This window comes from Anabaena azotica FACHB-119, assembly GCF_014697625.1.
GTDB lineage: Bacteria > Cyanobacteriota > Cyanobacteriia > Cyanobacteriales > Nostocaceae > Trichormus > Trichormus azoticus_A.
Genome location: NZ_JACJSG010000014.1, coordinates 112,964 through 137,194, shown reverse-complemented (window position 1 = coordinate 137,194; position 24,231 = coordinate 112,964). Strand labels below are relative to the sequence as shown.

Below are 24,231 nucleotides of genomic sequence, written 5' to 3'. Positions count from 1 at the left end.
CCCCATCCTGAAAATAGATGATTTATACAATCATCAAGTCTAATTCCTCTTCAGGATTAGTAACCTGGGGTTTACGCGGATTTAAATAAAAATCTGATAATAAAGTGAATAATTCACGATCAGGGGCATCATTGGGGACGACTCCTTCAGGACGTGCTAAAATCTGGTCGGCAATGTTGAGGTAGTAGTCGCAAACGTAGTTCAGGGAAGGATCTGACTCTGCCATTTCAAATAAAGTCTTACCCTTAACGCGGGAAACGCGAATATCTTCAATTAAGGGTAAAACTTCCAATACTGGCATTGGCACGGCTTCCACATACTTTTCAATCAAGTCGCGCTTGGAAGTACGATTACCAATTAACCCAGCTAGACGTAGGGGATGAGTTCTGGCTTTCTCCCGCACTGAAGCCGCAATTCTATTAGCGGCAAATAAGGCATCAAAGCCGTTATCAGTCACAATCATGCAGTAATCAGCGTAGTTGAGGGGTGCGGCAAAACCACCACATACCACGTCCCCCAGAACATCAAACAAGATGACATCGTATTCATCAAAGGCGTTGAGTTCTTTGAGTAATTTTACTGTCTCACCTACGACATAACCGCCACATCCAGCGCCCGCAGGTGGGCCACCAGCTTCCACGCAGTCTACACCACCGTAGCCTTTATATATGACATCTTCGGGCCAGACATCTTCATAGTGATAATCTTTCTCTTGCAGGGTGTCGATAATTGTGGGAATCAAAAACCCGGTGAGGGTGAAGGTGCTGTCATGTTTAGGATCGCAACCGATTTGCAGCACTTTCTTACCGCGTTTGGCTAGGGCGACGGATATATTACAGCTAGTTGTGGATTTACCTATCCCACCTTTTCCGTAGACTGCTAGTTTCACTGTGCTTGCCTCTTATCGTTTTTTATCAAACCTGTGGCTAAAACATTTGCCTTCACCTAGCCGCAGTTGGCAATGTGTGAGGTATGTGATTGTGATTATTGACGAAATGACAGGGAAAAGAAAGGGGTGGTAAATATGAAAAAGCTAGATAATAGCTATTTAACAGAGATAAATTTAATTTTGAACATATTATTCAATAATTTTAGCTAATTTGAAGCTATAAGCTATTATAAACGTATTTATAGCTTATAAATATAAAAAGAGTAACAAAAAACAAAAAGCTAAATTTCCTATAATTCAAGAGTTTTGCTAGATTTAGCCCAGTGTGGGAGCTAGCTAGATTTTAGGAGAATAGGTGCGATCGCTTATAGCAGGGAACTGGGGACTGGGGACTGGGGACTGGGGACTGGGGACTGGTTCAAAATGGCAAATTTGAAGTTTACCAATCTCAGCATCTAATATATAGGGCGGGCAAGATGCCCACCCCACAAGACCAATAGTTATCGATTAGTTAAAAAATATGATGTTGTAAAAAATTATTAATTTTGCCAATAGTCATTAGTCATTAGTCATTATTCATTAGTCCATAGTTCAAAGTTACTCTCCCCCACTCCCCCCACTCCCTCATCTCCCTCATCTCCTCCACTCCCCAGTGCCTTATCTACTGCTTCAATTTCCTGCAATGACTGCCAACCGGCTTGCCACTGAAAACCATCTTGTAATAACTTGGCATTGAGCCAAAAGCGAACTTTGGGGTCACAAGCGGCGACCATCTCCGCATAAACCCATTTACCTTGGTTTTTGCGGTTGACTACTTGAAAGTGTCGCCAACCGTCTATTTTTTTTGTTGCTGTCCACTTGGAACCCACTAGATAAGGAAATTTCTGTTTTTTAGTCATTGGTCATTTGTCATTGGTCATTAGTCCATAAAACGGGCCAGGATTTCTCTTTTTCTCCTTTCTCCGTTTTCCCCTGAGTTGGAAATCTTGCGGCGTTACACCTAAGATAACGGTAGTCTGCTAATTAGCAATGTTTATTTTTATTCACCGTTACTATTTTATGGCAATTTTAGATTAAATCAGTTATCAGGTATAAGGCATAGGGTAAGAGATTTAGACCCGCCAAAATACGCCTTCTACCAATTACTGTGGTGTTTCGCCAACGTATTTAAGTACGGGCGGGTTTAGCTGACATATCTGTTTTCCCCATGAATTTCTCAATGAACCCGCCCCTACAACTGTTCACTGTTCACTGTTAAAATTTTATGTTTACTAATAAAAGCAATCAAGAGCTTGGGAAACATCTTCTCAGCGATGAAACAGTTGATTTAACAAACTGTGACAAGGAACCAATTCATATTCCGGGATTAATTCAGCCTCATGGAGTTTTGCTAGTTTTGCAAGACCCTTCATTAGAAATCATTCAAGTGAGTAGTAACGCTGAGGAAATGATTGGTTACACACCGGAGGAATTGCTAGGTAAACCTTTGTTAGAGCTATTCGATGATGAGAAAATTCAGAAAATTCAGCGATGTTTGAGTGAGGATTTTGAAAGTATTAACCCTATCAATCTTTGTATTCAGCATCTTCAGGAATCGCTTGATTTTGATGGCATTGTACATCGTATAGATGGGGTGATTATTCTGGAACTGGAGCCAAAAAACGCGCGGGGAAAAACTGACTTTTTTGACTTTTATCATCAGGTGAAAGGAACTATTACGCGCATTCAAAAAGCACCTACGTTGCTGGAAATGTGTCAACTTGTTGTGAAGGAAGTGCGGCGCATCACTGGTTTTGAGCGCGTCATGGTCTACCGCTTTGACCAGGAAGGGGCGGGTATTGTCATTGCTGAAGATACTGATCAGGAAATGGCTTATCTAGATTTACGTTACCCAGCTTCAGACATTCCTAAGCAAGCTCGACATCTCTACACCCTCAACTGGTTGCGGTTAATTCCCGATGCAAACTACCAACCTGTTCCCTTAATTCCAGCAAATAATCCTGTAACTAATCAACCACTGGATTTGAGTTTGTCGGTGTTGCGGAGTGTTTCGCCAATTCACTTGGAGTATTTGCACAATATGGATGTGGTTGCTTCTATGTCTATTTCTCTGGTGCAAAATCAAGAACTGTGGGGCTTAATTGCTTGTCATAATTCATCGCCTAAATATATTCCTTATAATATCCGCACTGCCTGCGAGTTTATTGCACAGGTGATGTCTATTGAACTAGCGAATAAAGAAGCTAGGGAGGATATAGATTACAAAATCCAATTGAAATCATTACAAACTCAATTTGTCGAGGCGTTGTCTCAGGCTGAGTATTTATTTGATGGGATGGTGCAACTGCAATCTCAATTACTGCATTTGGTAAACGCTACGGGTGCGGCAATTTTTACGGGTAAGCAGTGCATTAGAGTGGGTGAAACACCTTCAGAGGAGGAGATTCACGCCTTACTCGAATGGATTAAACCGCATCTGCATCAAGGTTGGTTTGAAACGCGATCGCTCACTAAACATTATCCCCCAGCTGCGTCGTTTGTGGCGATCGCTAGTGGGGTGTTAGCCCTAGAAATTTCTAGAGTCCACCGCAATTACATTCTCTGGTTTCGTCCAGAGGTGATTCAAACTGTGAATTGGGGCGGAAACCCTCACAAGCCTGTGGAAGTAGCCCTGGATGGCAGTTTACGGATGTCTCCCCGCAAATCCTTTGATTTGTGGCAAGAAACGGTGCAGGGTTGTGCTTTGCCTTGGAAGCCCTGCGAAATTGCCGCAGTGGCTGAACTACGCAGCCTCATTGTGGGTATTGTCCTGCGCCAAGCTGAGGAATTAGCCTCGATGAATTTTGAATTACAACGCAGCAATGAAGAACTTGATTCTTTTGCTTATATTGCTTCCCACGATTTGAAGGAACCACTGCGGGGGATTCACAACTATGCTAACTTTTTAATGGAAGATTATGCAGATTTGTTAAATGAGGATGGGGTGGCGAAGCTGCAAACCTTGGTGCGGTTGACGCAGCGCATGGAAAACTTGATTAATTCTTTACTCCATTTCTCGCGGTTGGGACGGGCCGAATTGATACGGCAAAGGGTGAATCTGCATGAGTTGGTGCAGCAGGCGATCGCTACTCTCACCATTGCCCGACCGCAAACTGATGTGGAATTTCGCCTTCCCCAAACTCTACCTATTGTAGAATGCGATCGCGCTCAAGTCAATGAACTCTTCACCAACCTGATCAGTAATGGGATTAAATACAACGACAAAGTGCAAAAATGGGTAGAAGTCGGCTATATTGATCAGCATTTAGCACCACCCATTTTCTACGTCCGTGATAACGGTATCGGCATTCGCCAGGAACATCTCGATAAAATCTTTCAAATTTTCCGTCGTTTACATGGCAGAGATGAGTTTGGCGGCGGAACTGGGGCAGGATTAACTATTGCCCGGAAAATTGTCGAACGACACGGGGGGCGAATTTGGGTAGAATCTACAATAAGTCAAGGTAGTACATTTTACTTTACTTTATCGGCGGAGGAAATCTCTTGAACCGTGATTCAACCTTGTTTGTGCAAAAAAAGCCACCACTTTTAGTTGTGGAAGACAGCAATGAAGATTTTGAGGCACTGCAACGGTTTTTGCTGCGATCGCATCTGAAAATTCCCATCCACAGGTGTGTGAATGGGGAGCAAGCCTTGGCGTTTCTTTACCGCAAGGGTAAGTATAGCGATCGCCAAATTTCCCCCCGTCCCGGCTTGATTGTGCTAGATTTAAACTTGCCGGGAACCGATGGCAGAGAGGTATTGCGCCAGATCAAGCAGGATGATCATCTCAAAACCATTCCGGTTGTAGTATTTACTACCTCTGATAATCCTAAAGATATTGATGACTGCTATCAGTATGGAGTCAATAGTTATATTGTCAAGCCGATCAATTTTGAACAATTGAAACAATATGTGCAAGGGCTAGTAGACTACTGGTTTGAAGTGACTACTCTGCCTGATTGTTTGGAAGATTAATTAGGTTGGGATAATTATACCGATTCCCAAATATGTCCGCTAGTTTTTGATTCAAAACCAAAGTCATCAGGGATGGAAAGTGAAAAATCAAGCGGGAGTTGGGAAAAATCAGGATAGTGATAAAAAATACTGCATAAAAAAGTAGAGTTACTGAAAATAGAGTGAGTAACTCTTGCAAAAGTTGATAAAAAGAAACCTTGAGTAAAATGACAATTTTTTTGAGATTGATTAACACGGCTGATAAGCTGTTTAGTGCTAATTTTATTTATTTTTTTGGCTTCTAGCCTGATTCTGACTATTAACTTTACTTCTAAGTTTTTGTTGTCTCAATTTTTACCAATATTCTTGATTTGCTGACTACTTTCTCTGTGTGCCAGTTTTAGGCGCGGAATGTGGGGTCCAAGCCGTAGTCCGTCGCATCGATAATATTTACCAGAAAGCGATCGCAACTCATTAACATAGATGAAGGTATAGCATTTGCCATCTAAGTTATGAAGTCAGAACTGCCGATAATTACCAGCGATCGCCTACTATTACGTATAGGTATTCAAGAAGATATTCCCAGCATCCTCAAATACTTCATTGATAACAAAGCCTACTTAACCCCATACTATCCCACTTGGGCTGAACATTTTTTCACAGCAGAATATTGGAATTATCAAGTAGAGAATAATTTTTTAGAATTTATCCACGACCAATCTTTAAAGTTATTCATATTTCCCAAAAAGCAACCTACCAAAATCATTGGAACTATAAACTTTAGTAACTTTGTCAAAGGAGCAGCCCATTTTTGTTATGTAGGCTATAGCTTGGCAGAGGCTGAACAAGGTAAAGGCTATATGACAGAAGCTTTAAAAGTCGCCACTGATTATGTATTCCAAGAATTAAACCTGCATCGGATTATGGCTAATTATATGCCTCATAATCAACGTAGTGGTAATGTCCTGAAAAGATTAGGTTTTGTTGTTGAAGGTTACGCCAGAGATTATTTATTAATTAATGGCAAATGGCAAGACCACATCTTGACCAGCCTCACAAACCCCAAGTGGGAACCATATGAAAATAGGTAATCGGTAATGGGTAATGGGGAAAAATTACCTATTACCTATTACCAATACAATCAAAATTACCCAAGCAAATCAGCTTGTTCTAATTCCTGTCCTTCCCCAGATTGTTTAAACGCAAAACGCAATAAAGGAGGCGCTAAAAAGGTTGTCAGAATCACCATAATAATGATTGCTGCTTGCAAAGGCTTATCTAAAACCCCACTAGCCGAACCAATACCAGCAAATACTAACCCAACTTCACCTCTAGGAATCATCCCAAAGCCAACAGCCAAGCGGTTAATTCCCGCTTGACCAAACACAGCCCAACCGGTGACAACCTTACCAATAATTGCCACCACAATTAAAAAGGTAGCGATGATTAAACCTTCTCTATTCTCTGGAACCAAAGGATTAAGCACACCTAAATCAACCTTGGCTCCAACAGTCACAAAGAAAACAGGAACTAAGATATCAGCAATAGGTTTTACTTGCTCATCTAACTCTTTACGCTTATCAGTTTCATCCAAAACCAAACCAGCCGCAAAAGCACCTAAAATCGCTTCCAAATGAATGGCATTACCTAAGAAAGCCATGAAAAATGCAAAGACAAAAGCGGGGATAATTAAGTTACCGCGAGTTTGTAATTTATTAGCAATGGCAACAAAACTTTGATTGAAGTATTTACCCAAAAGAATGGAACCGATCAGAAAAACGGTAGCGCTGACAATCAAATAAATTACATTAAAAACATCAACTTCCCCAGTTTTTGCCAAACTAGCAACCACCGCCAAAACGATAATTCCTAAAATGTCATCAATAACAGCCGCACCAACAATAATTTGTCCTTCCCTAGATTTTAACTGCCCCAGTTCTGACAAAACTTTCGAGGTAATCCCAATGCTAGTAGCCGTCAGTGCAGCACCAGCAAAAATTGCCGGAATAACAGGAGCATGAAATATGGTAATCAATCCTACCGTACCAGCCGCAAAAGGAACCGCAACCCCAACACAAGCCACAATTGTCGCTTGATAACCCACTTTCTGCAATTCTTTTAAATCTGATTCCAGACCAATTTCAAATAACAGAATGATCACACCCAATTCAGCCAGAATAGAAACAGCTTCACTTTGGCTTTGAAAAATTGATGTTACTGCTTCAGGAGTGAGATTGTTAATAAATTGCAGGATGGTCATAATCACCGAATCACTTGCAACTGCACCGCTTTCGGGAAACACAACCAAATGGAGTGCAGAAGCACCAACCACCACACCAGCAACTAATTCACCTAAAACTGGAGGTAAGTCTATCATCCGAGACAGTTCGCCCCCAATTTTACTGGCTAAATAAATGACTACTAAACTTAGGAGTACCCCAGTCAACACAATGGGAGCATTTTCTGCCTCGGTTGTGGCTAGTAATTGAGGCTGAAGTTTTAAAGCTAGGGAATTTACCCAGGTAATTGAATTAATTATTGGTTCTGTCAAAATCATGTTTTCTGTTTGTTTTGCTGATGAATTTTTGGGATTAATCAAAATAATTCGTAATTCATAATTAAATTACGAATTACGAATTAAAACAAGTGAAAGTTTACAGTATTTGAGTTAGTTGGGATAGGCGTAAGAATCAGGGTCATTACCTTGGTTAGTCAAGCTATTTAAGCCTACGACATCTGTGCCAGTTTGATTAGACTTAACTAAAGCAACAGCTTGTTTGAGCGCTTCCACACGGTCTACAAACATATAATGTGTAGGTACAAATCGCATGATGCCAAACTTTTCTAAGCGCCGTTTGACTTTACCACCTGCACCGACAATCAAAACTTGACGACCTTGTTCACTAGCATCTTTAATGGCGTTTTCAATCGCTAAAGAAGCTGTCACACCCAGCATTGGTACATCACTCAAGTCTACAATCAACACATCGGAATCCGCCATTGCTGAATGTTCACGAGCGATCGCCTTAGATACCCCAAAAATCATCGGCCCACTCAGATAAAATAGCAAAATGCGTCCATTACCTTGATCCAGCAATCGTTTCTCTTCATCGCTTAAAACAATTGCATCATCCGCATCACTAATTGTTTTCACTTCCTGAGCTTGCAATTCAGAAAGACGGTCAATAGTCAAGATATTGGCAATGAACACACCCACACCAACGGCAACAATCAAGTCAACAAATACGGTTAAAAATAACACACCGTACATGATGATTGTACCCTTCAAGGATACTTTGTGAGCGCGTTTTAAGAAGCTCCAGTCAAGAATATCAATCCCCACCTTCAGAGCAATACCAGCCAACACCGCCATTGGGATATATTCGGTGATATTCGCAGCCCACAACACCACAACCAATAAGATTAAGGCGCGAGTAATACCAGATAAAGCAGTTTGAGCGCCAGTCTGGATATTAACCACCGTTCCCATTGTCGCACCTGCACCTGGTAATCCACCGCACAAACCAGATACAAAGTTACCAATACCTTGACCAATTAATTCCTTATCAGATTTGTGTTCGGTACGAGTTAAACTATCCGCAATCACAGCAGTCAGCAAGGTATCAATACAACCCAGCATCCCTAACATTGCGCCATCAATAATCATGACTGTGATTTGTGATGGAGTGAAGGTAGGTAGTACTAATTTTGGCAACCCCATTGGAATGTCGTTAATACGTCTAATATCAACGTTGCCAAAGAAAACCAGAGAAACTACAGTACCTATAATTAATGCAACTAACTGAGGTGGGGCGTAACGTTTAATTTTGGATGGCATGAAAAAGATAATTGCCAATGTCAGCACACCCAAAATTGTTTCTGCCGGATTAATCTTTGTCAATAAAACAGGCAGGTTTTGCACCATTCCCAATACCCCGCCTTTAGGATTTGGTTGTCCAACAAAAGGCGCAATTTGGAGAATAATCAGAATTACCCCAATTCCTGACATAAAGCCAGAAATTACACTGTAGGGCATGAGGGTAATATATTTACCCAGCTTAAATACCCCAAAGAAAATTTGAAATAATCCAGCTAGCATGACTACAGTAAATGCCATTGCTAAACCGTTTTCTGGATTATTTGCAGTCATGGAACTGACAATAGCAGTCATCACTACAGTCATCGGCCCAGTTGGTTCAGAAATTAGCGTTGGAGTCCCACCAAATAAGGCCGCAAAAAAACCAACGCAAACCGCTCCATACAAACCAGCTACAGGCCCAGCACCAGAAGCCACGCCAAACGCTAAGGCTAGAGGCAGAGATACAATTGCGGTAGTTAAACCACCGAATAGATCGCCTCGCAAGTTATTGAAATTGATACTATTGGTCAAAGACATTTTAGCTACAAGGTAAGAGAAATTGAAACTTTGACAAAACTTTGAGTCGCTTTTATAGCGGTTCTCGGTCTAGTGAAGTACAATTTTAACCTCTCTCCAAACCTCTCTCCTAAAAGGAGAGAGGCTTTGAATTGTTCCCCCTTCCCGCTTCGGGAAGGGGGTTAGGGGGTTAGGTCTATTTGCATACCTGTACCTCACTAGATTGAAAATGGCTATAATAAATTTCTTCTTTTATAGGCATGAAAAACTTAGCCAAGAAATAAATTTTTGGCGCACTCAAGGTTGATAGCGATTTGCATACAAAGCCTCGCTATCGTGCAAGTGTTAAACAAAGCTCTTACTAGAGATTAGATACAAAAAAACTCATTTAGGCTAATTTATGCAGTAGTTTTTTATCAACAGCATTGACATTCATTAATATTCACTGAGAATAGCTTACAGCGATTCGTATCAATGTTGTGCATTTGTAATTGTTATTATTAAAAGAATATTAAATTAATATCATAGATAAAGACTTATATATTAAACAATATTACGCCTTATCAAAATATGATCCCAGACGTGTATATCAAAGGGGATATTCTTAAACTAGTAATCTAGAGAAGTTTGCCCCAAAAATAAATGGGCTTGTGTACAAATTAGTTGTGGCTTTTCTGGAAAATATCAACTTTATTAAGCCATCAGAGAAGTAAATTATGTCAAAAAAATCACATTTAACTATAAATTGTTACTAGCATTACAACTGTATTAATATAATTATCTAGTAATTTAACCACTGCTCAAAGCTAATATAAAACTCCCTGCGCTTAGAAAAGGGAGTTTTATTGTGCTATTCTCAGCTCCAGGGTGAAGGGATAGGTGTTGTTGACAGTACCTTGTTAGCCATTAACCGGATTGCTGTTCTGCCACAACTAGGACAAGTGGCTTCTATAACTTGGGGAGATACTCCTTCAACCTCACTTAATAAACCTTGCTTACAGTGCCAACATTCATAAATCACTCTGCTTACTGGTTGATTGCAGTCCAGTATTTTAACGTGTTGAAAGTTCCTAGTTTCGTAGTCTTGAGTTTTTGGCTTGTAAGGTTTTTTAATTTCTTTAATTTCCATAGTGTCTGTGAGTGCTTGGAATTAATTTACTTTCAAGGATGACCAATTAGAGCATTATAGAAGAAGCCAAAGGAGAAGGGAAAGCCTTCAAACCTGAGCTTTTTCTCTTTTCACCAGTTTTCACATAAAACTGGGTGTACTTCAATTTTATTTGGGAGACTTGGGTTGCTTAATTCAATCGGATGCCACAAGGAGCGATCGCAGTAAATAATTTATGGTATAGGTAAGCCGTCGAAAATCAATCAAACTATGTTAAGTACTGTAAAGTTATCACAATTGAGTGAGTAGTCAGGACTTTAGTCTTTTTCCCCGGACTAAAGTCCTGACTACAAACCCTAATTTATTTAGTCGGTTCTACTTAAACAACTATATGAATGCTAAGTAAGTTTTGAACTTGCTAGTTACTTGAGCTATCAGTACTAATCAAGCCTCTTTTTAGATGGCTTTCAACACCCGTTTTGGTGATATTACCAGAAAAGGAACCTCCGCCACTCTTATCTGTGTACCTATAAGAATAGCAACAAAATCAAGTACATTACGCCAAGCGTTATGGTTCCCAGTCTCTACCAAAAAATAGCAGGTGTCCTTGTTCAAGTTGCGATCGCAGTTTCAAACCACTGATTTAGGTAAATCACTGCTGCATCATATTACAAATATTTGCAAATATCAAAAGCTAGCATCAAGCTTCCTATGTCGCGCTTCATTTCTAACTTTTTATTTGCCTTGTTTTTAAACTCCCCAGACTGGATTCGAACCAGTGACCAATCGATTAACAGTCGATCGCTCTACCGCTGAGCTACTGAGGAACGTTGCTCTCACGATTTATAATGTTAGCGTAGTATTTAGGAGATGGCAAGGGCTTTTGCAAAATTTTTTTCACTTGCTTTATTGTCCAGATAATTCCAGCCAAAACCCTCTCTAGTCTGACACTAGAGACTTTGCTGCTGCTAGCATTGATTCAAATGCCCATGCGTAATTCGGCAAGTTTCTGCCTTGCTTTAGGATCAATAGCACTAGCTAAAAATCTACTTTTAGACTGTTTACGGGTTTGATACTTATGACGCATCCGACATACTGTAGTTTCCACTTCCCCACACAGTTGATGTGCTGATAACCATTCAGCCCCGTATCCCTGCACCGTCAATTGCTGTGCGCGGTCTGATGTGGCAACAATGACGCGAGAAATGCGAGCTTGTGCAATTTCGGAACGTAAGGACGCACAAATTTTTTCGATGTACGTGTCTGCCGTTTGCCCAAAATCTGTGTAATGAACTGAGACTAGCTCTGTAATAACTTCCTTATTACTAGAAGTATTTTGATAGTGAGCATCAAAAACGACTTGAGTATCGTAGCCTACAAACGCGCTGTAACTTGTCATCGCTTCCACAAGTTGCCAGCGAGCCGCTTCTAGTCCATCTTGATCACGGGTTTTTTTCAGGCAAGGCCAAGCGCCAATTATATTGTAGCCGTCTACTAATAAAACGACGGGGATTAGGGAACGGGGCATGGTTTTCAATCACAATTTTCTAGAGTTAACAAGATCCATTCATAACTTTTATAGTAATTGAAGCAATGCCTGTAACACTATGTTACAAATAATGGAAAAATATGATTTGTTGGCAAAGTTAATTTGAAAAAGCGCCAATAACAGCAAACGCGCCATTAATAGCGCGTTGCAGTTGTCAGAAATTATTGATTAATTGGTCAGGGGACAGGGGAAAGGGGAAAGGGGAAGGGGTAAAGGGTTTGAATTATTCCCTTAACCTTTACCTTTTTTTCCACCCTACGGGTTCGCGGTAGCGTCTCGTCAGAGAAGCAAGCTACATCTTCCCCCAGTCCCCAGTACCTAGTCCCCAGTCCCCAACTCAAGAAGCTTCTTGATGCACTTCCATCAGACGCTGTTTGAGGCGTTCGGGTTCACCTTGGTCTACTAAACAACCTTTTTCTAGTAGGAAAGCGCCATCGCAGTAATTCAACTCATCCAAGCGATGTGTTACCCACAAAGCAGTGATACCCCTGCTTTTAACTAAGCGGCGGACACTGGCCACTAAGTCCAGTTGGCTATCTGGATCGAGTAAAGCTGTAGGTTCATCTAATAATAAGACTTCACAGCGTCGAGCGATCGCCCCTGCAATAGCCACACGCTGTTTTTGCCCCCCACTGAGGGCGTAAATTGGGCGTAGCGTCAGGGCGTTCAAATTCACAGCCCCCAAGGCCTCCTCTACTCTGGCTCTAACAACAGCAGTTGGCAGTTTTTCCTCCACCAAACCAAAAGCCACATCCGCCCCAACAGTTGGCATCACCAATTGATGATCGGGGTTTTGGAAGACAAAACCCACAGGTTGTAAAACTCCAATTTCACCAGCTTGAGGAGCCAGAAGCCCGGCTAAAAGACGGAGTAATGTGGATTTTCCACTGCCATTAGTGCCGAGAAGCATCCAAAACTCACCTTGGGGGACTTCCAAAGAGCAAGATTGAATGGCTATCTCACCACTCGGCCAACTAAAACTTAAATCTTTAACAACAATGCCCATGTCCGCCATGTTTGCACCTTGGGTTACTCACCAGCTAGGGCAAAAAATCCCGGCGCTCTACCACTGCTGGTTGTAACACCATCTTTTTGAGTAATTTGCACTCCAGAAATTTCACTAGCGCGGACAGCAACTTTCTTTTCTGTCTTACCCTCACACTTAAGTTCCACAATATCAGGATTGCCAGAGCGCATAGCTGCCAAAATCAGCTGATAAACAGCCTCAGCGTCCTCTGCTGTCTTACGTTGCACCGTTACGGGGAAAGCAGTATTTTTGATTGTTAAGTCGATGGTAAACATTTAGCAGGAATTACATATAACTGTAGGACTCATTTTAGCGTTATCAGATTAGGGATTGGGGATTGGGGATTGGGGATTGGGGATTGGGAATTGGGAATTGGGAATTGGGAATTATTTAATTCTCCTCTGCTCCCCTGCTCCCCTGCTCCCCTGCTCCCCTGCTCCCCCAGTCCTTTATGTATCCAAATATTAAAATCTCTTTAAAACTGACTGGAAAAATTAGTGATTTACGCCTAGAATTATTAGAGTCAGTAAAAAATTGTAAACTAGATTGACAATCTAGTTAATTATCTGTTTGTAGAAGGCAATACCCAGCCAATCTACAGACAAATCCGAACTTATAACATTTTGGAGATTTCTTGTAATGACCATCGCAGTAGGACGCGCCCCCAGTAGAGGGTGGTTTGACGTACTAGACGACTGGTTAAAGCGCGATCGCTTCGTATTCGTAGGTTGGTCAGGAATATTACTATTCCCCTGCGCCTTCCTCGCACTAGGCGGTTGGCTAACCGGCACAACCTTCGTCACCTCCTGGTACACCCACGGACTAGCATCATCCTACCTGGAAGGAGCAAACTTCCTGACAGTAGCAGTATCCAGCCCAGCAGACAGCATGGGACATTCCCTGCTGTTGTTATGGGGGCCAGAAGCCCAAGGCGACTTCACCCGTTGGTGTCAGCTAGGCGGTTTATGGACATTCGTCGCATTACACGGAGCCTTTGGTCTCATCGGCTTCATGCTACGCCAATTTGAGATTGCGCGTTTGGTAGGCATCAGACCCTACAACGCCCTAGCATTCTCAGCACCCATTGCGGTATTCGTCAGCGTATTCTTGATGTACCCCTTGGGACAATCAAGCTGGTTCTTCGCACCCAGCTTTGGAGTAGCAGCAATCTTCCGTTTCTTATTATTCCTGCAAGGGTTCCACAACTGGACACTCAACCCCTTCCACATGATGGGAGTAGCGGGTGTACTAGGTGGAGCGCTACTATGTGCCATCCACGGTGCAACAGTAGAAAACACCCTATTTGAAGACGGTGAAGGGGCAAACACCTTCCGCGCCTTCAACCCCACCCAATCAGAAGAAACCTACTCAATGGTGACAGCAAACCGCTTCTGGTCACAGATATTCGGGATTGCTTTCTCCAACAAACGCTGGTTACACTTCTTCATGTTGTTCGTACCTGTAACAGGGTTGTGGATGAGTGCAGTAGGTATTGTCGGCTTGGCATTGAACCTACGGGCTTATGACTTCGTATCCCAAGAGTTACGTGCAGCAGAAGACCCAGAATTTGAAACCTTCTATACCAAGAACATTTTGCTGAACGAGGGTATCCGCGCTTGGATGGCTCCTCAAGACCAGCCTCACGAAAAATTTGTATTCCCCGAAGAAGTATTACCTCGTGGTAATGCTCTCTAAGCATGATTTAAGATTCATCGCTTGCCATTGTGTTAAGAACCTCCGCCCCGCGCGGGGGTTTTTTGTTGGGGAAAGGGGAAAGGGGAAGGGGGAAGGGAGAAAGGGGAAAGGGGAAGGGGGAAAGGGGAAAGGGGAAAAAACTATGGACTATGGACTATGGACTATGGACTATGGACTATGGACTGTGGACTTTTGACAACTGACTATAGACTAATTAATTTTTTATGTTATATTAGTCGAAGGTGAAAACCCAGAGATAAATTCTCTGCCTTTTTGAGACTAAGACCGTTTAGGCAACAAGGAGGTGATGCCCATGATAGAAAGTAGTAAAAGCATGGGTCATCAGGTTGCAGTTAGCCGGCTGTGTGCCGGGGCTGTTCTCTAAAAGTTAGCCTTAGTCTTTTTGAGACTAAGTTAGCTCCAAAAGCTAGGCTAAAGCTCGGAGTTCCTTCCGGCAGTCTGGTTGCAACCTGAAGACCCGCTAGACCGCTCTGACTTAGATTATCTGATCTAAATCAGAGCGGATAGTTTTTTAGAGGGATTGTCAGTGGTCAGTTGTAAAAAAATAGCAAGACTGTTAATAGTGAAGTTATTAGAATAGAGCTAAAAACAACTGACAGACTCTTGCGTAATAAATGTAGGAAATTTCGGCAATGGCACAACTACTAAGTGATGCAGAAATTGAAGCACAAGCCAGTAAACTATCTGGATGGATATTAGAGGGTTCCAAGTTAGAGACTAAGCGCAAGTTCAAAGATTTTGTGGAAGCGATCGCATTTGTTAATAAGCTAGTAGAGCCAGCCCAAACAGCAGGACATCATCCAGATATAGAAGTGTCTTATAACAAAGTCAAAATTACTTTGACAACCCATGACGCAGGCGGTTTGACGCAAAAGGACTTTGATCTGGCAAGGGAGATTTCGCAAATTGATTAATCACTTGTGAGAAAATTGCCAAGCAAATATATAAAAAAATACATAATTTTTTATACACAGGAATTAAGAAATTGAATACTCCCTTTTGGTATATATATAGAACTAAGTGTGACAGTTGATAAGGTGATCGCCATTAGCTTGTCATAGCGTTGAAATGCTCTATAATAATCAGCTATATGGGTAAGTTTTTGCATAAGTTGATTGCATTAATTTTTAAGATTAAGTTAATTAGTTATTAGCTTGGCAAAAACTAAAATTGTCATAGTGGCAACTTTGCCTCATCAAAAGAGTCAAATAAGATATCGCACTTTTGAGAGTAGCTGCAACAAAAACAATTATCTATACAAGGTGTGAGGAGAAAAGTAAATGTCTAATATATTGTGGAAATCCCTCGTGGTTAGCCCGGCTGTTTTAGGCGCAACATTATTGGTTTCGTCAACAGCGATCGCAGCAACAAATGCAACCACAGAAGTATCAACAACTGATACAGTAGTACCTACTGAAGTAGCTCAACAGCAGCCAGCAATTGTCGCTCAAGCAGCGCCAACAACCAACGAAACCCAGATTATCAACCAAGTTGACCGCTACGGCAATGAAGGTAGAAGTAACGCTCAAGGTCAAGTTACATCGGTTTCTCAGTTCTCTGACGTACAACCAACCGATTGGGCATTCCAAGCATTGCAGTCCTTGGTTGAGCGTTATGGTTGTATCGCAGGTTATCCCAACGGTACATATCGCGGCAACCGTGCTTTAACCCGTTATGAATTTGCGGCTGGTTTAAACGCTTGTTTGGATCGCGTAAATGAATTGATTGCAACAGCAACAGCTGACCTAGTAACCAAGCAAGACTTAGCAACCTTACAACGTTTACAAGAAGAATTTTCCGCAGAACTAGCAACCCTACGCGGTCGTGTAGATACCTTAGAAGCACGCACGGCGGAATTGGAAGCTAACCAGTTCTCCACTACCACCAAGCTAGTTGGGGAAGCTATATTCGCTGTTACCGATGTTTTTGGTGAGAACACAGGTAGCGCTAACAACACTGTTTTCCAAAACAGAGTGCGTTTAGGCTTGCAAACCAGCTTCACTGGTAGAGACGTATTAACTACCCGTCTGTCCTCTGGTAATGCAGTAGGCTTTGAGTTTAGAGATAACAATAACAATCCTACTGGTGTTAGTGGTCAAGGACTACAAACCTTCCAAGTTGATAGCACGGGTGGCAACACTGTTGAGATAGACAAATTGACCTATGAAGCTCCCATAGGCCCAGCTCAAGTTTACTTAGCTGCTGCTGGTGGTCGTCATAGCCATTATGCTGCTGTCAATAACCCCTACTTCTTTGATAAAACAGACGGCGGTAACGGTTCTTTATCCACCTTCTCTTCAGAAAACCCCATCTATCGTATTGGTGGCGGCGCAGGTATTGCGTTCAACATACCTTTTGGTCAAGGTGGCGGTATCTTAAGACCTAGCTCTTTGACTGTTGGTTACTTAGCATCAGACGCTAATAACCCTGGCACAGATGCAGGTTTGTTCAACGGTGATTATTCTGCTTTAGGTCAGTTGAACTTTAGTGTAGGCGATCGCGTAGCGTTAGCTGCTACCTACGTTCATGGCTATAGAGGAGGACTAAACAATAATCTCTTTAGTAATGAAGACGATACCCCCTTAGTTGGTACTTCCTTCGCTAACAATTTACCTAACCCATCTTCTATCAACGCCTACGGTTTATCTGCGGCGTTTAGACCCAGCAATAATCTATCAATCAGTGGTTTCGTATCTTACATAGATGTCGTAGGTACTGGAGCTGGTGATGACAGAGAAGCTTGGGCTTACGGTGCTGGTGTAGCTTTACCTGACTTCGGTAAACGAGGCAACGTTTTAGGTATTTTCGCTGGCGCTCAACCCTATTCTTTGGGTAGAACATCTGATGGTAACAATGATGTTCCTTACCAAGTTGAAGGTTTCTACAAATATCGCGTATCCGATAACATCTCTATCACCCCTGGTGTGATTTGGATCACCAATCTTAACCAGAACGGTAACAATGATGATGCGTTTATCGGTACTTTGAGAACTACCTTCACCTTCTAAGGTGTTGATCACTCACTAAAAACTTTTAAATCCCAAAAACCCCGCCATTAGACGGGGTTTTTTGCTGTGATTAGGGGTGATGCACAAACCCCACTGCTTAACCGGAGTATACTGGAGAAAGTTATAGCAGGTGACAGGTGATAGGGGACAGGTTCAAAACCTGCTTACTATCAATATTTTGTGATTTCCCAATGTCCTAAGCTATGTGGCTACTGCTATAAAACTCATAGCAGGTGACAGATAGATGAGGAAATGGGGTAATTATCAGACTCCAATAGCAAACAGCTTCTACATCTGTCCCCTGCTGTAACACTTAACCGTTTATAAATTACCTATAACTTATTGCTTGTGGAACTATCTTGTAAATCAGAATACGCAATTCTGGCCCTAATAGAAATGGCAACTCATTACAACAGTGGCGAACCCATGCAAATTAGACAAATCGCCGCTCAACAGAGTATACCCGATCGCTATTTAGAGCAGCTACTAGCCACCTTGAGGCGTGGGGGAATACTCAAAAGTCAACGGGGAGCAAGAGGCGGCTATTTTTTAGCCCGTGAACCCCGGAAAATTAGCATTTTTGATATATTGGAATGTTTGGAAGGTTTAGAAGCAACGGCTGGTGAAGATAATGTCAAAACTCAAACTTTGGATGGTTCGGTTATAGAAGAAATTTGGCAAGAAGCACGTCAAGCAGCAAATGCTGTGTTGAAAAAATATAGCCTTGAGGATCTTTGTGAAAAAAGAGATGCTCGTAAGCAGTTAAATGTAATGTATTACATTTAGTCATTAGTCATTAGTCATTAGTCATTAGTCAACAGTCAATAGTCCATAGTTTGGGACTGAGTGCTGGGGGCTGGAGTCAGGGATATGAATTAATAAATAGTAACCAATGACCAATGACCAATGATCAATGACCAATGACCATTAACTAAATAAGGAAAAAAATATGCGGGTTGCTCGTAACGTTACAGAATTGGTTGGTCGTACACCTTTAGTACAGTTGAACCGCATTCCTCAAGCGGAGGGATGTGTGGCTGAGATTCTTGTGAAGATGGAAAGTATGAACCCATCGTCGTCTGTAAAAGACCGAATTGGGGTGAGTATGATTAATGCGGCGGAAAAAGAAGGATTGATTTCGCCAGGGAAAACGGTATTAGTAGAACCTACATCGGGAAATACAGGTATTGCTTTAGCAATGGCCGCAGCCGCTAAGGGTTATCGCTTAATTTTAACGATGCCAGAAACTATGAGTGGTGAGCGTCGGGCGATGTTGCGGGCTTATGGGGCGGAATTGGAACTGACACCGGGAATGGAAGGTATGAGTGGAGCCATTCGCCGGGCGCAGGAAATTGTCAATAGTACGCCTTATGCTTATATGTTACAGCAGTTTCGCAATCCCGCTAATGTGAAAATACATCAAGAAACTACCGCCGAAGAAATCTGGGAAGATACTGACGGAAAGGTAGATATGATTGTCGCTGGGGTGGGTACTGGTGGTACGATCACAGGTGTAGCCGAAGTGCTGAAAGCTCGTAAACCTAGTTTTAGGGCGATCGCAGTTGAGCCTGCCAATAGCCCAGTTTTATCGGGAGGTAAACCAGGCCCCCATAAAATTCAGGGAATTGGTGCAGGATTTGTCCCCCAAGTCCTCAAGCTACAATTAATAGATGAGGTGATTACCGTCACCGATGAAGAAGCGATCGCTTACGGTCGGCGTTTAGCCAGAGAAGAAGGTTTACTATCTGGAATTTCCAGTGGTGCTGCTTTGTGTGCAGCTATTCAAGTGGCTCAACGTCCAGAAAATGCGGGACGCTTAATTGTGTTGATTCAGCCTAGTTTTGGTGAAAGGTACTTAAGTACACCTTTGTTCCAAGACCTAGAGGCGAAGGCAACAGCTAGCATTAGCTAAAGATAATTTGAATGAATGGTCGATTCTAAGAAAGACATAAATCATTACGACACTCTCAAAGTCAGCCCCAACGCCAGCCAAGCGGAGATTAAGCAAGCTTACCGCCGCTTGGTAAAATTATTTCATCCCGATAGTAATCAGGACACAGCAGACAAAGAGCAGATTATTCGCATTAACGCTGCATACGAAGTTTTAGGCGACAATCAAAGTCGCCTCAATTATGACCAAGAACTACGGGATCAATCACAAAGATTCAATAGCGAACGTCAACAACGCACTGCATCAGTGCAAGAACAATACAAAACCAGACGCAAAACTGGTAAGGATGCAGATGAGCAGGTAGAAGAATGGTTACGCTTGGTTTATCACCCAGTCAACCGCTTACTCTGCACCATCCTCAATTCATTGGAAGAACAAATAGAGGAACTAGCGGCTGATCCTTTTGATGATGAGCTATTGGATACATTTCAGGAATATTTAGTCACCTGTAAAGAAGACTTCAAGCAAGCCCAAACGATATTTCGTTCCCGTCCCAATCCTCCCAGCATGGCGAGAGCGGCTGCACATCTTTACTACAGCCTCAATCAAGTCGCAGATGGGCTGGAAGAGTTGGCTTATTTTCCCTTGAATTACGACGATCGCTATTTACACACTGGTCAAGAATTATTCCGTATAGCTACGCGATTACACTGTGAAGCACAGGCTGCTGTAAGTAGTCAATAAGGGTGAGAAAAGATTTCCTATAATTAGTTGTTTTGAAAAGAGGGAGTAGGTGTAATGTCAATTAAAGAACAGATTACTCAAGAACTAGAAAGATTACCTGAACCTCTCTTACAGGAAATTTTAGACTTTGTTCAGTTTATACAAGCTAAACATCAAAAAATCAAACCTGTTGTAGCAGAGCATACTTTGACAGGTTCGACTGCTCAGGATTTATTAGAGTTTGTAGGAAGTTGGGAAGGTTCAGATATTAGAGAATGTTTACAATTAGTGCATGAAAGCCGTATGCCAATTGAATCTTAATTATGTATCTTATTGATACTAATCATTGTTCTTACTTAATGGAAGGTCTGCCTAGTGTAGTTGAACATTTGCGATCGCTTGGTCAAGTAGAATTGGCAACCAGCGTTATTGTTGCTGGTGAGCTAAGGTTTATGGCACAAAACTCGCAGCAAATTACAAGATATCATCAACAAGAACTGTACCACCATCATAGAAATCTATGCTGAGATGATAAATTTCTATATTCGCATTTGTTAGCCGATAAAAAGTGAGATTAATTCGAGCTTGTAACCCAACTACGGTTCCATTTATCACGATGCCGTCCTGATTAATGTACCACCAACAGCATAGACTGCATTGAAACCAATCCGTCCTGCCCAGATTGCTGCATCAGCCTGCTTGACTTGTAATTGGCGACTTGTGGCTATGAGATCATCACCGATTTCATACTCACCGGTTTCCACATTAATAGAAATAATTTTGCCAATATTCTGTGCTGTCTCTACTTGAGGACGAATGCTCTTTTCATAGATTGCTCTACCACGTTGGGTAATTTCTTCACCGCTCAATTTAGGGTAAGACATAGGTAATGTGGAAGTTTTAATTAACTTATGCCATTATTCTAAAACACAAGCTACCGTCAATCGTTTTTCTTTGCCAAGGGCAAAAAATAGGCAATGGCAACGCTCAACCTCATGTAGCGCAGTGAGGGAATCCTCTATAGTCAATAGTGAAAAATCCATACACTAATGACTAATGACTGATGACCAATGACGAAAAAATTAGTTTATGCTGGTAGCAGTGAAAGATTAAGAAAGTTTAAAATTTGCTCCCAGTGTACTCATGCAATGTATCGTAAATCGCCGCGCTCAGTTTTCGGCTAGCCATCGCTATTGGTTGCCAGAACTGGGTGAAGCCGAAAATATTGAGAAATTTGGCGCTTGCTCTCGGTTTCCAGGGCATGGACACAACTATGTCATATTTATCTCCCTGGCGGGAGAACTAGATGAATATGGTATGGTGTTGAACTTGTCTGATGTGAAACAAGTCATCAAGCGAGAAGTTACCAGCCAATTGGACTTCTCCTATCTCAACGATGTCTGGGCAGAATTTGGTCAAACTTTGCCAACGACAGAAAATATCGCACGGGTTATCTGGCAGCGACTAGCACCTCACTTGCCTCTAGTCCGCGTACAGTTGTTTGAACATCCTGAACTTTGGGCAGATTATTTAGGAAACGGAATGGAAGCTTACCTCACTGTTAGTACTCACTTTAGCGCCGCCCATCGGCTGGCTCATCCCCATCTCAGCCAAGAAGACAACACGGAAATTTATGGTAAATGTGCGCGTCCTCACGGTCACGGACACAACTATCATTTAGAAGTGACTGTTAAAGGTGAGATTGATCAACGCACCGGGATGATTGTGGATTTAGGTGCTTTGTATCAAGTGATTGACAATTATGTTGTGGAACCATTTGACCACACATTTTTAAACAAGGATATTCCTTACTTTGCCGAAGTTGTACCAACGGCTGAGAATATCGCTTTGTATATCAGTAATATACTGCGATCGCCTATTCAAGAATTAGGAGCCAAGCTTTACAAGGTGAAGCTGATCGAGAGTCCTAATAACTCCTGTGAAATCTACAGCACTGATTCAGAATCTACCAGCGCCAGTACAGCAATACCAGAACCACAGTTGGCGCGGATTTAATTTATACAAGTCTGGATACAAATACATGGTTAAGGGCGCACATCTGTGCGCCCCTACTATTATTCAATGTAGGGATTATTAATTGTATCTACAAAGACGTTGCTAGACAAGGGCAAACGACCTGGATTTAGGCGGGGTTCTGCTGCATAACCGACGGGAACCAAAACTGCGATCGCTAAATCCGAGTCATCCCCCGCGCCAATCACTTCTTTTACTTTGTCTTCCACCCAACCGTTCATAAAGCAGGTAGACAAGCCCAAACTTTCGGCGGCTAATACCAAATGAGTCGCCGCAATAATTGCATCTTTAACTGCATATTCCCGGCGTTTATCTCCTAACCCTGCTTGAAATTGGGGGATGGCGTTTTTAAAATAATTGATTGTGCCTTCATTCCAGGCTCCAGTCGCTGAAGCCGTCTCAAAAATTGGGGTTAAGTCTGCTTCGCCAGCATTGGGATCGGCAGCAAAGACAAAGGTGACTGGTGCTTCAATAATTTGTTTCTGGTTCCAAGCGGCGGCGGCGAGGTCTGCTTTTTTTGCCTCATCTTGAACGAGAATAATTCGCCAACTTTGAGTATTAAAGCTACTGGGTGCGGCTATGGTTAACTCTACCAGTTGTTTTAATAATTCTGGTGCGATCGCGTCTTTTTTAAAGGTTTTGATTGAGCGACGTTGAACTATCGCGCTAGGTACATCTAAAGCTTGAGTTTGGGTGATGGTACTCATGAGATTCTCCCGTGTAATTTACGCACAACTAGCAATTGACAATCACAGTACAATAACTCCTAGTTATTTGCTAGCTAGTTCTAAAAATGGATAATCTGTGTAACCTTTTTCTCCACCCCCATAAAAGGTTGAGGGATCTGGCTGGGTTAGCGGTGCATTCAGCGCCAAGCGTTCTGGCAAATCTGGGTTGGAGATAAACAAAGAACCAAAGGCGACTAAATCTGCTGCTTGGTTTGCTAGTACAGCATCAGCTTTTTCACGAGTGTAACCACCATTAACGATCAGTGTACCTGTAAAGCGTTCTCGCAAATGGCTGGTGGGTAAATTTTTCCCGCCATGTCTAATATCTGCCTCTGTAGCCTCATAGATATGCAAGTATGCCAAGTTGAACCGATTCAAGGCTTGAGCCACGTAACCAAAAGTTTCCCAAGGATTAGAGTCATTGATATCGTTAAATGTCCCACTAGGCGATAGTCTAACTCCTACCCGTTGAGAATCCCACACAGTCATCACCGCTTCAGTTACTTCTAACAACAGTCGGGCGCGGTTCTCGACTGAACCGCCATATTTGTCTGTACGGTGATTCGTACTATCCCTGAGAAACTGGTCAAGTAAGTAACCATTGGCACAATGAATTTCTACGCCATCAAACCCAGCCTCTAGGGCGTTTGCTGCTCCTTGGCGATATTGTTCTACAATGTCAGGAATTTCTGATGTTTCTAATACACGAGGGGTAACATAGGGTTTGTTGCCCTCAAAAGTTAATATCTCACCTTTGGGAGTAATAGCAGAAGGTGCTACGGGTAATGCTCCATCTGGTTGAAAGTCAGGATGAGAAATTCTACCAACGTGCCACAATTGCAGAAAGATTTTACCACCTTTTTGATGTACAGCCTCAGTGACTAATTTCCAACCTGCTACTTGCTCTGGAGAGTGAATCCCTGGTGTGTAAGAATAACCTTGTCCTTGGGGTGTCACTTGGGTAGCTTCGGTAATAATCAATCCAGCTGAAGCACGTTGAGCATAGTAAGTTGCATTGAGTTGATGTGGTACATTTCCTTCCCCAGCTCTTTGTCTGGTTAAGGGAGCCATGACGACGCGGTTGGGTAGTTCTAAGTCACCCAATTGGTAAGGAGAAAATAAGTTTGTAGACATGATTTTAATTAGGTATTGAGGGAAGGGGAAGGGGGAATGGGGAAGGGGGAAGG

The 24,231-nt window shown here is 42.3% G+C and carries 23 protein-coding genes and 1 tRNA gene; 12 read left to right on the top strand and 12 right to left on the bottom strand.

The window, feature by feature from the left end; translation table 11 throughout:
- Positions 1 to 22: 22 nt before the first annotated feature.
- Both bchL and H6G83_RS12620 read right to left on the bottom strand, forming a co-directional pair.
- Positions 23 to 889 carry a ferredoxin:protochlorophyllide reductase (ATP-dependent) iron-sulfur ATP-binding protein gene (bchL, locus tag H6G83_RS12625; RefSeq protein ID WP_190472203.1) on the bottom strand — a complete coding sequence of 289 codons (867 nt, stop codon included), beginning with the start codon at positions 887 to 889 and terminating at the stop codon, positions 23 to 25.
- Between the two features lie 572 nt (positions 890 to 1,461).
- Entirely contained in the window at positions 1,462 to 1,788 is a 327-nt protein-coding gene (locus H6G83_RS12620) for a TIGR02450 family Trp-rich protein (protein WP_242044567.1), read from the bottom strand.
- Between the two features lie 365 nt (positions 1,789 to 2,153).
- Here H6G83_RS12620 and H6G83_RS12615 point away from each other — a divergent pair, with 365 nt between their 5' ends.
- The 3 genes from H6G83_RS12615 to H6G83_RS12605 all read left to right on the top strand — a co-directional run bounded on the left by H6G83_RS12615 (position 2,154) and on the right by H6G83_RS12605 (position 5,976).
- Positions 2,154 to 4,436, top strand: a complete 2,283-nt coding sequence (locus H6G83_RS12615) for an ATP-binding protein (RefSeq protein ID WP_190472200.1) — start codon at positions 2,154 to 2,156, stop codon at positions 4,434 to 4,436.
- Positions 4,433 to 4,906, top strand: a complete 474-nt coding sequence (locus tag H6G83_RS12610) for a response regulator (RefSeq protein WP_190472197.1) — start codon at positions 4,433 to 4,435, stop codon at positions 4,904 to 4,906. The genes H6G83_RS12615 and H6G83_RS12610 overlap by 4 nt, the downstream gene beginning before the upstream one ends.
- Positions 4,907 to 5,397: 491 nt before the next feature.
- Positions 5,398 to 5,976 carry a GNAT family N-acetyltransferase gene (locus H6G83_RS12605; protein ID WP_190472193.1) on the top strand — a complete coding sequence of 193 codons (579 nt, stop codon included), beginning with the start codon at positions 5,398 to 5,400 and terminating at the stop codon, positions 5,974 to 5,976.
- A gap of 56 nt (positions 5,977 to 6,032) precedes the next feature.
- Here the strand turns inward: H6G83_RS12605 and H6G83_RS12600 are convergent, their stop codons facing one another.
- From H6G83_RS12600 to H6G83_RS12570, 7 genes are all read right to left on the bottom strand, one after another.
- Positions 6,033 to 7,442: a cation:proton antiporter gene (locus tag H6G83_RS12600; RefSeq protein ID WP_190472280.1), complete on the bottom strand. Its 1,410-nt coding sequence runs from the start codon at positions 7,440 to 7,442 to the stop codon at positions 6,033 to 6,035.
- Between the two features lie 111 nt (positions 7,443 to 7,553).
- Positions 7,554 to 9,281 carry a bicarbonate transporter BicA gene (gene bicA, locus H6G83_RS12595; RefSeq protein ID WP_190472191.1) on the bottom strand — a complete coding sequence of 576 codons (1,728 nt, stop codon included), beginning with the start codon at positions 9,279 to 9,281 and terminating at the stop codon, positions 7,554 to 7,556.
- Between the two features lie 835 nt (positions 9,282 to 10,116).
- The gene (locus H6G83_RS12590; RefSeq protein ID WP_190472188.1) at positions 10,117 to 10,389 is read right to left on the bottom strand and encodes a hypothetical protein; all 273 of its coding nucleotides are present in this window, start codon (positions 10,387 to 10,389) and stop codon (positions 10,117 to 10,119) included.
- 734 nt (positions 10,390 to 11,123) lie between these two features.
- Positions 11,124 to 11,195 (bottom strand) — tRNA-Asn (locus H6G83_RS12585).
- Positions 11,196 to 11,347: 152 nt separating this feature from the next.
- Positions 11,348 to 11,896 carry an NYN domain-containing protein gene (locus H6G83_RS12580; RefSeq protein ID WP_190472184.1) on the bottom strand — a complete coding sequence of 183 codons (549 nt, stop codon included), beginning with the start codon at positions 11,894 to 11,896 and terminating at the stop codon, positions 11,348 to 11,350.
- Positions 11,897 to 12,254: 358 nt separating this feature from the next.
- Complete coding sequence (locus H6G83_RS12575) at positions 12,255 to 12,932, bottom strand: ABC transporter ATP-binding protein (protein ID WP_190472181.1); 678 nt, start codon at positions 12,930 to 12,932, stop codon at positions 12,255 to 12,257.
- 14 nt (positions 12,933 to 12,946) lie between these two features.
- Complete coding sequence (locus H6G83_RS12570) at positions 12,947 to 13,219, bottom strand: hypothetical protein (protein ID WP_190472178.1); 273 nt, start codon at positions 13,217 to 13,219, stop codon at positions 12,947 to 12,949.
- Positions 13,220 to 13,583: 364 nt separating this feature from the next.
- Between H6G83_RS12570 and psbD the strand changes: the two genes are divergently transcribed.
- From psbD to H6G83_RS12530, 8 genes are all read left to right on the top strand, one after another.
- Complete coding sequence (psbD, locus tag H6G83_RS12565) at positions 13,584 to 14,639, top strand: photosystem II D2 protein (photosystem q(a) protein) (protein WP_067765766.1); 1,056 nt, start codon at positions 13,584 to 13,586, stop codon at positions 14,637 to 14,639.
- A 653-nt stretch (positions 14,640 to 15,292) separates the two neighbouring features.
- Positions 15,293 to 15,574, top strand: a complete 282-nt coding sequence (locus H6G83_RS12560; RefSeq protein ID WP_190472175.1) for a 4a-hydroxytetrahydrobiopterin dehydratase — start codon at positions 15,293 to 15,295, stop codon at positions 15,572 to 15,574.
- Positions 15,575 to 15,940: 366 nt separating this feature from the next.
- Positions 15,941 to 17,668, top strand: a complete 1,728-nt coding sequence (locus tag H6G83_RS12555; protein WP_190472173.1) for an iron uptake porin — start codon at positions 15,941 to 15,943, stop codon at positions 17,666 to 17,668.
- A 348-nt stretch (positions 17,669 to 18,016) separates the two neighbouring features.
- Entirely contained in the window at positions 18,017 to 18,454 is a 438-nt protein-coding gene (locus H6G83_RS12550; protein WP_190472170.1) for an RrF2 family transcriptional regulator, read from the top strand.
- A 163-nt stretch (positions 18,455 to 18,617) separates the two neighbouring features.
- On the top strand, positions 18,618 to 19,580 hold the full coding sequence (gene cysK / locus H6G83_RS12545) for a cysteine synthase A (protein WP_190472167.1): 963 nt from the start codon (positions 18,618 to 18,620) through the stop codon (positions 19,578 to 19,580).
- Between the two features lie 15 nt (positions 19,581 to 19,595).
- Positions 19,596 to 20,303 carry a J domain-containing protein gene (locus H6G83_RS12540; RefSeq protein WP_190472164.1) on the top strand — a complete coding sequence of 236 codons (708 nt, stop codon included), beginning with the start codon at positions 19,596 to 19,598 and terminating at the stop codon, positions 20,301 to 20,303.
- Positions 20,304 to 20,357: 54 nt separating this feature from the next.
- Positions 20,358 to 20,603 (top strand): DUF2281 domain-containing protein, encoded by a 246-nt coding sequence (locus tag H6G83_RS12535; RefSeq protein WP_190472161.1) that lies wholly within the window; start codon positions 20,358 to 20,360, stop codon positions 20,601 to 20,603.
- Between the two features lie 2 nt (positions 20,604 to 20,605).
- Positions 20,606 to 20,809, top strand: a complete 204-nt coding sequence (locus H6G83_RS12530) for a type II toxin-antitoxin system VapC family toxin (RefSeq protein WP_190472158.1) — start codon at positions 20,606 to 20,608, stop codon at positions 20,807 to 20,809.
- 84 nt (positions 20,810 to 20,893) lie between these two features.
- Here the strand turns inward: H6G83_RS12530 and H6G83_RS12525 are convergent, their stop codons facing one another.
- Complete coding sequence (locus tag H6G83_RS12525; RefSeq protein ID WP_190472155.1) at positions 20,894 to 21,166, bottom strand: hypothetical protein; 273 nt, start codon at positions 21,164 to 21,166, stop codon at positions 20,894 to 20,896.
- A 259-nt stretch (positions 21,167 to 21,425) separates the two neighbouring features.
- Between H6G83_RS12525 and H6G83_RS12520 the strand changes: the two genes are divergently transcribed.
- The gene (locus H6G83_RS12520) at positions 21,426 to 22,298 is read left to right on the top strand and encodes a 6-carboxytetrahydropterin synthase (RefSeq protein WP_190472152.1); all 873 of its coding nucleotides are present in this window, start codon (positions 21,426 to 21,428) and stop codon (positions 22,296 to 22,298) included.
- Positions 22,299 to 22,357: 59 nt separating this feature from the next.
- On the opposite strand, the gene H6G83_RS12515 is transcribed toward H6G83_RS12520, so the two are convergent.
- On the bottom strand, positions 22,358 to 23,023 hold the full coding sequence (locus H6G83_RS12515) for a nitroreductase family protein (RefSeq protein ID WP_190472149.1): 666 nt from the start codon (positions 23,021 to 23,023) through the stop codon (positions 22,358 to 22,360).
- Positions 23,024 to 23,086: 63 nt separating this feature from the next.
- Positions 23,087 to 24,178, bottom strand: coding sequence for an alkene reductase (locus tag H6G83_RS12510; protein ID WP_199328408.1), 1,092 nt, complete (start codon positions 24,176 to 24,178; stop codon positions 23,087 to 23,089).
- Positions 24,179 to 24,231 lie beyond the last annotated feature (53 nt).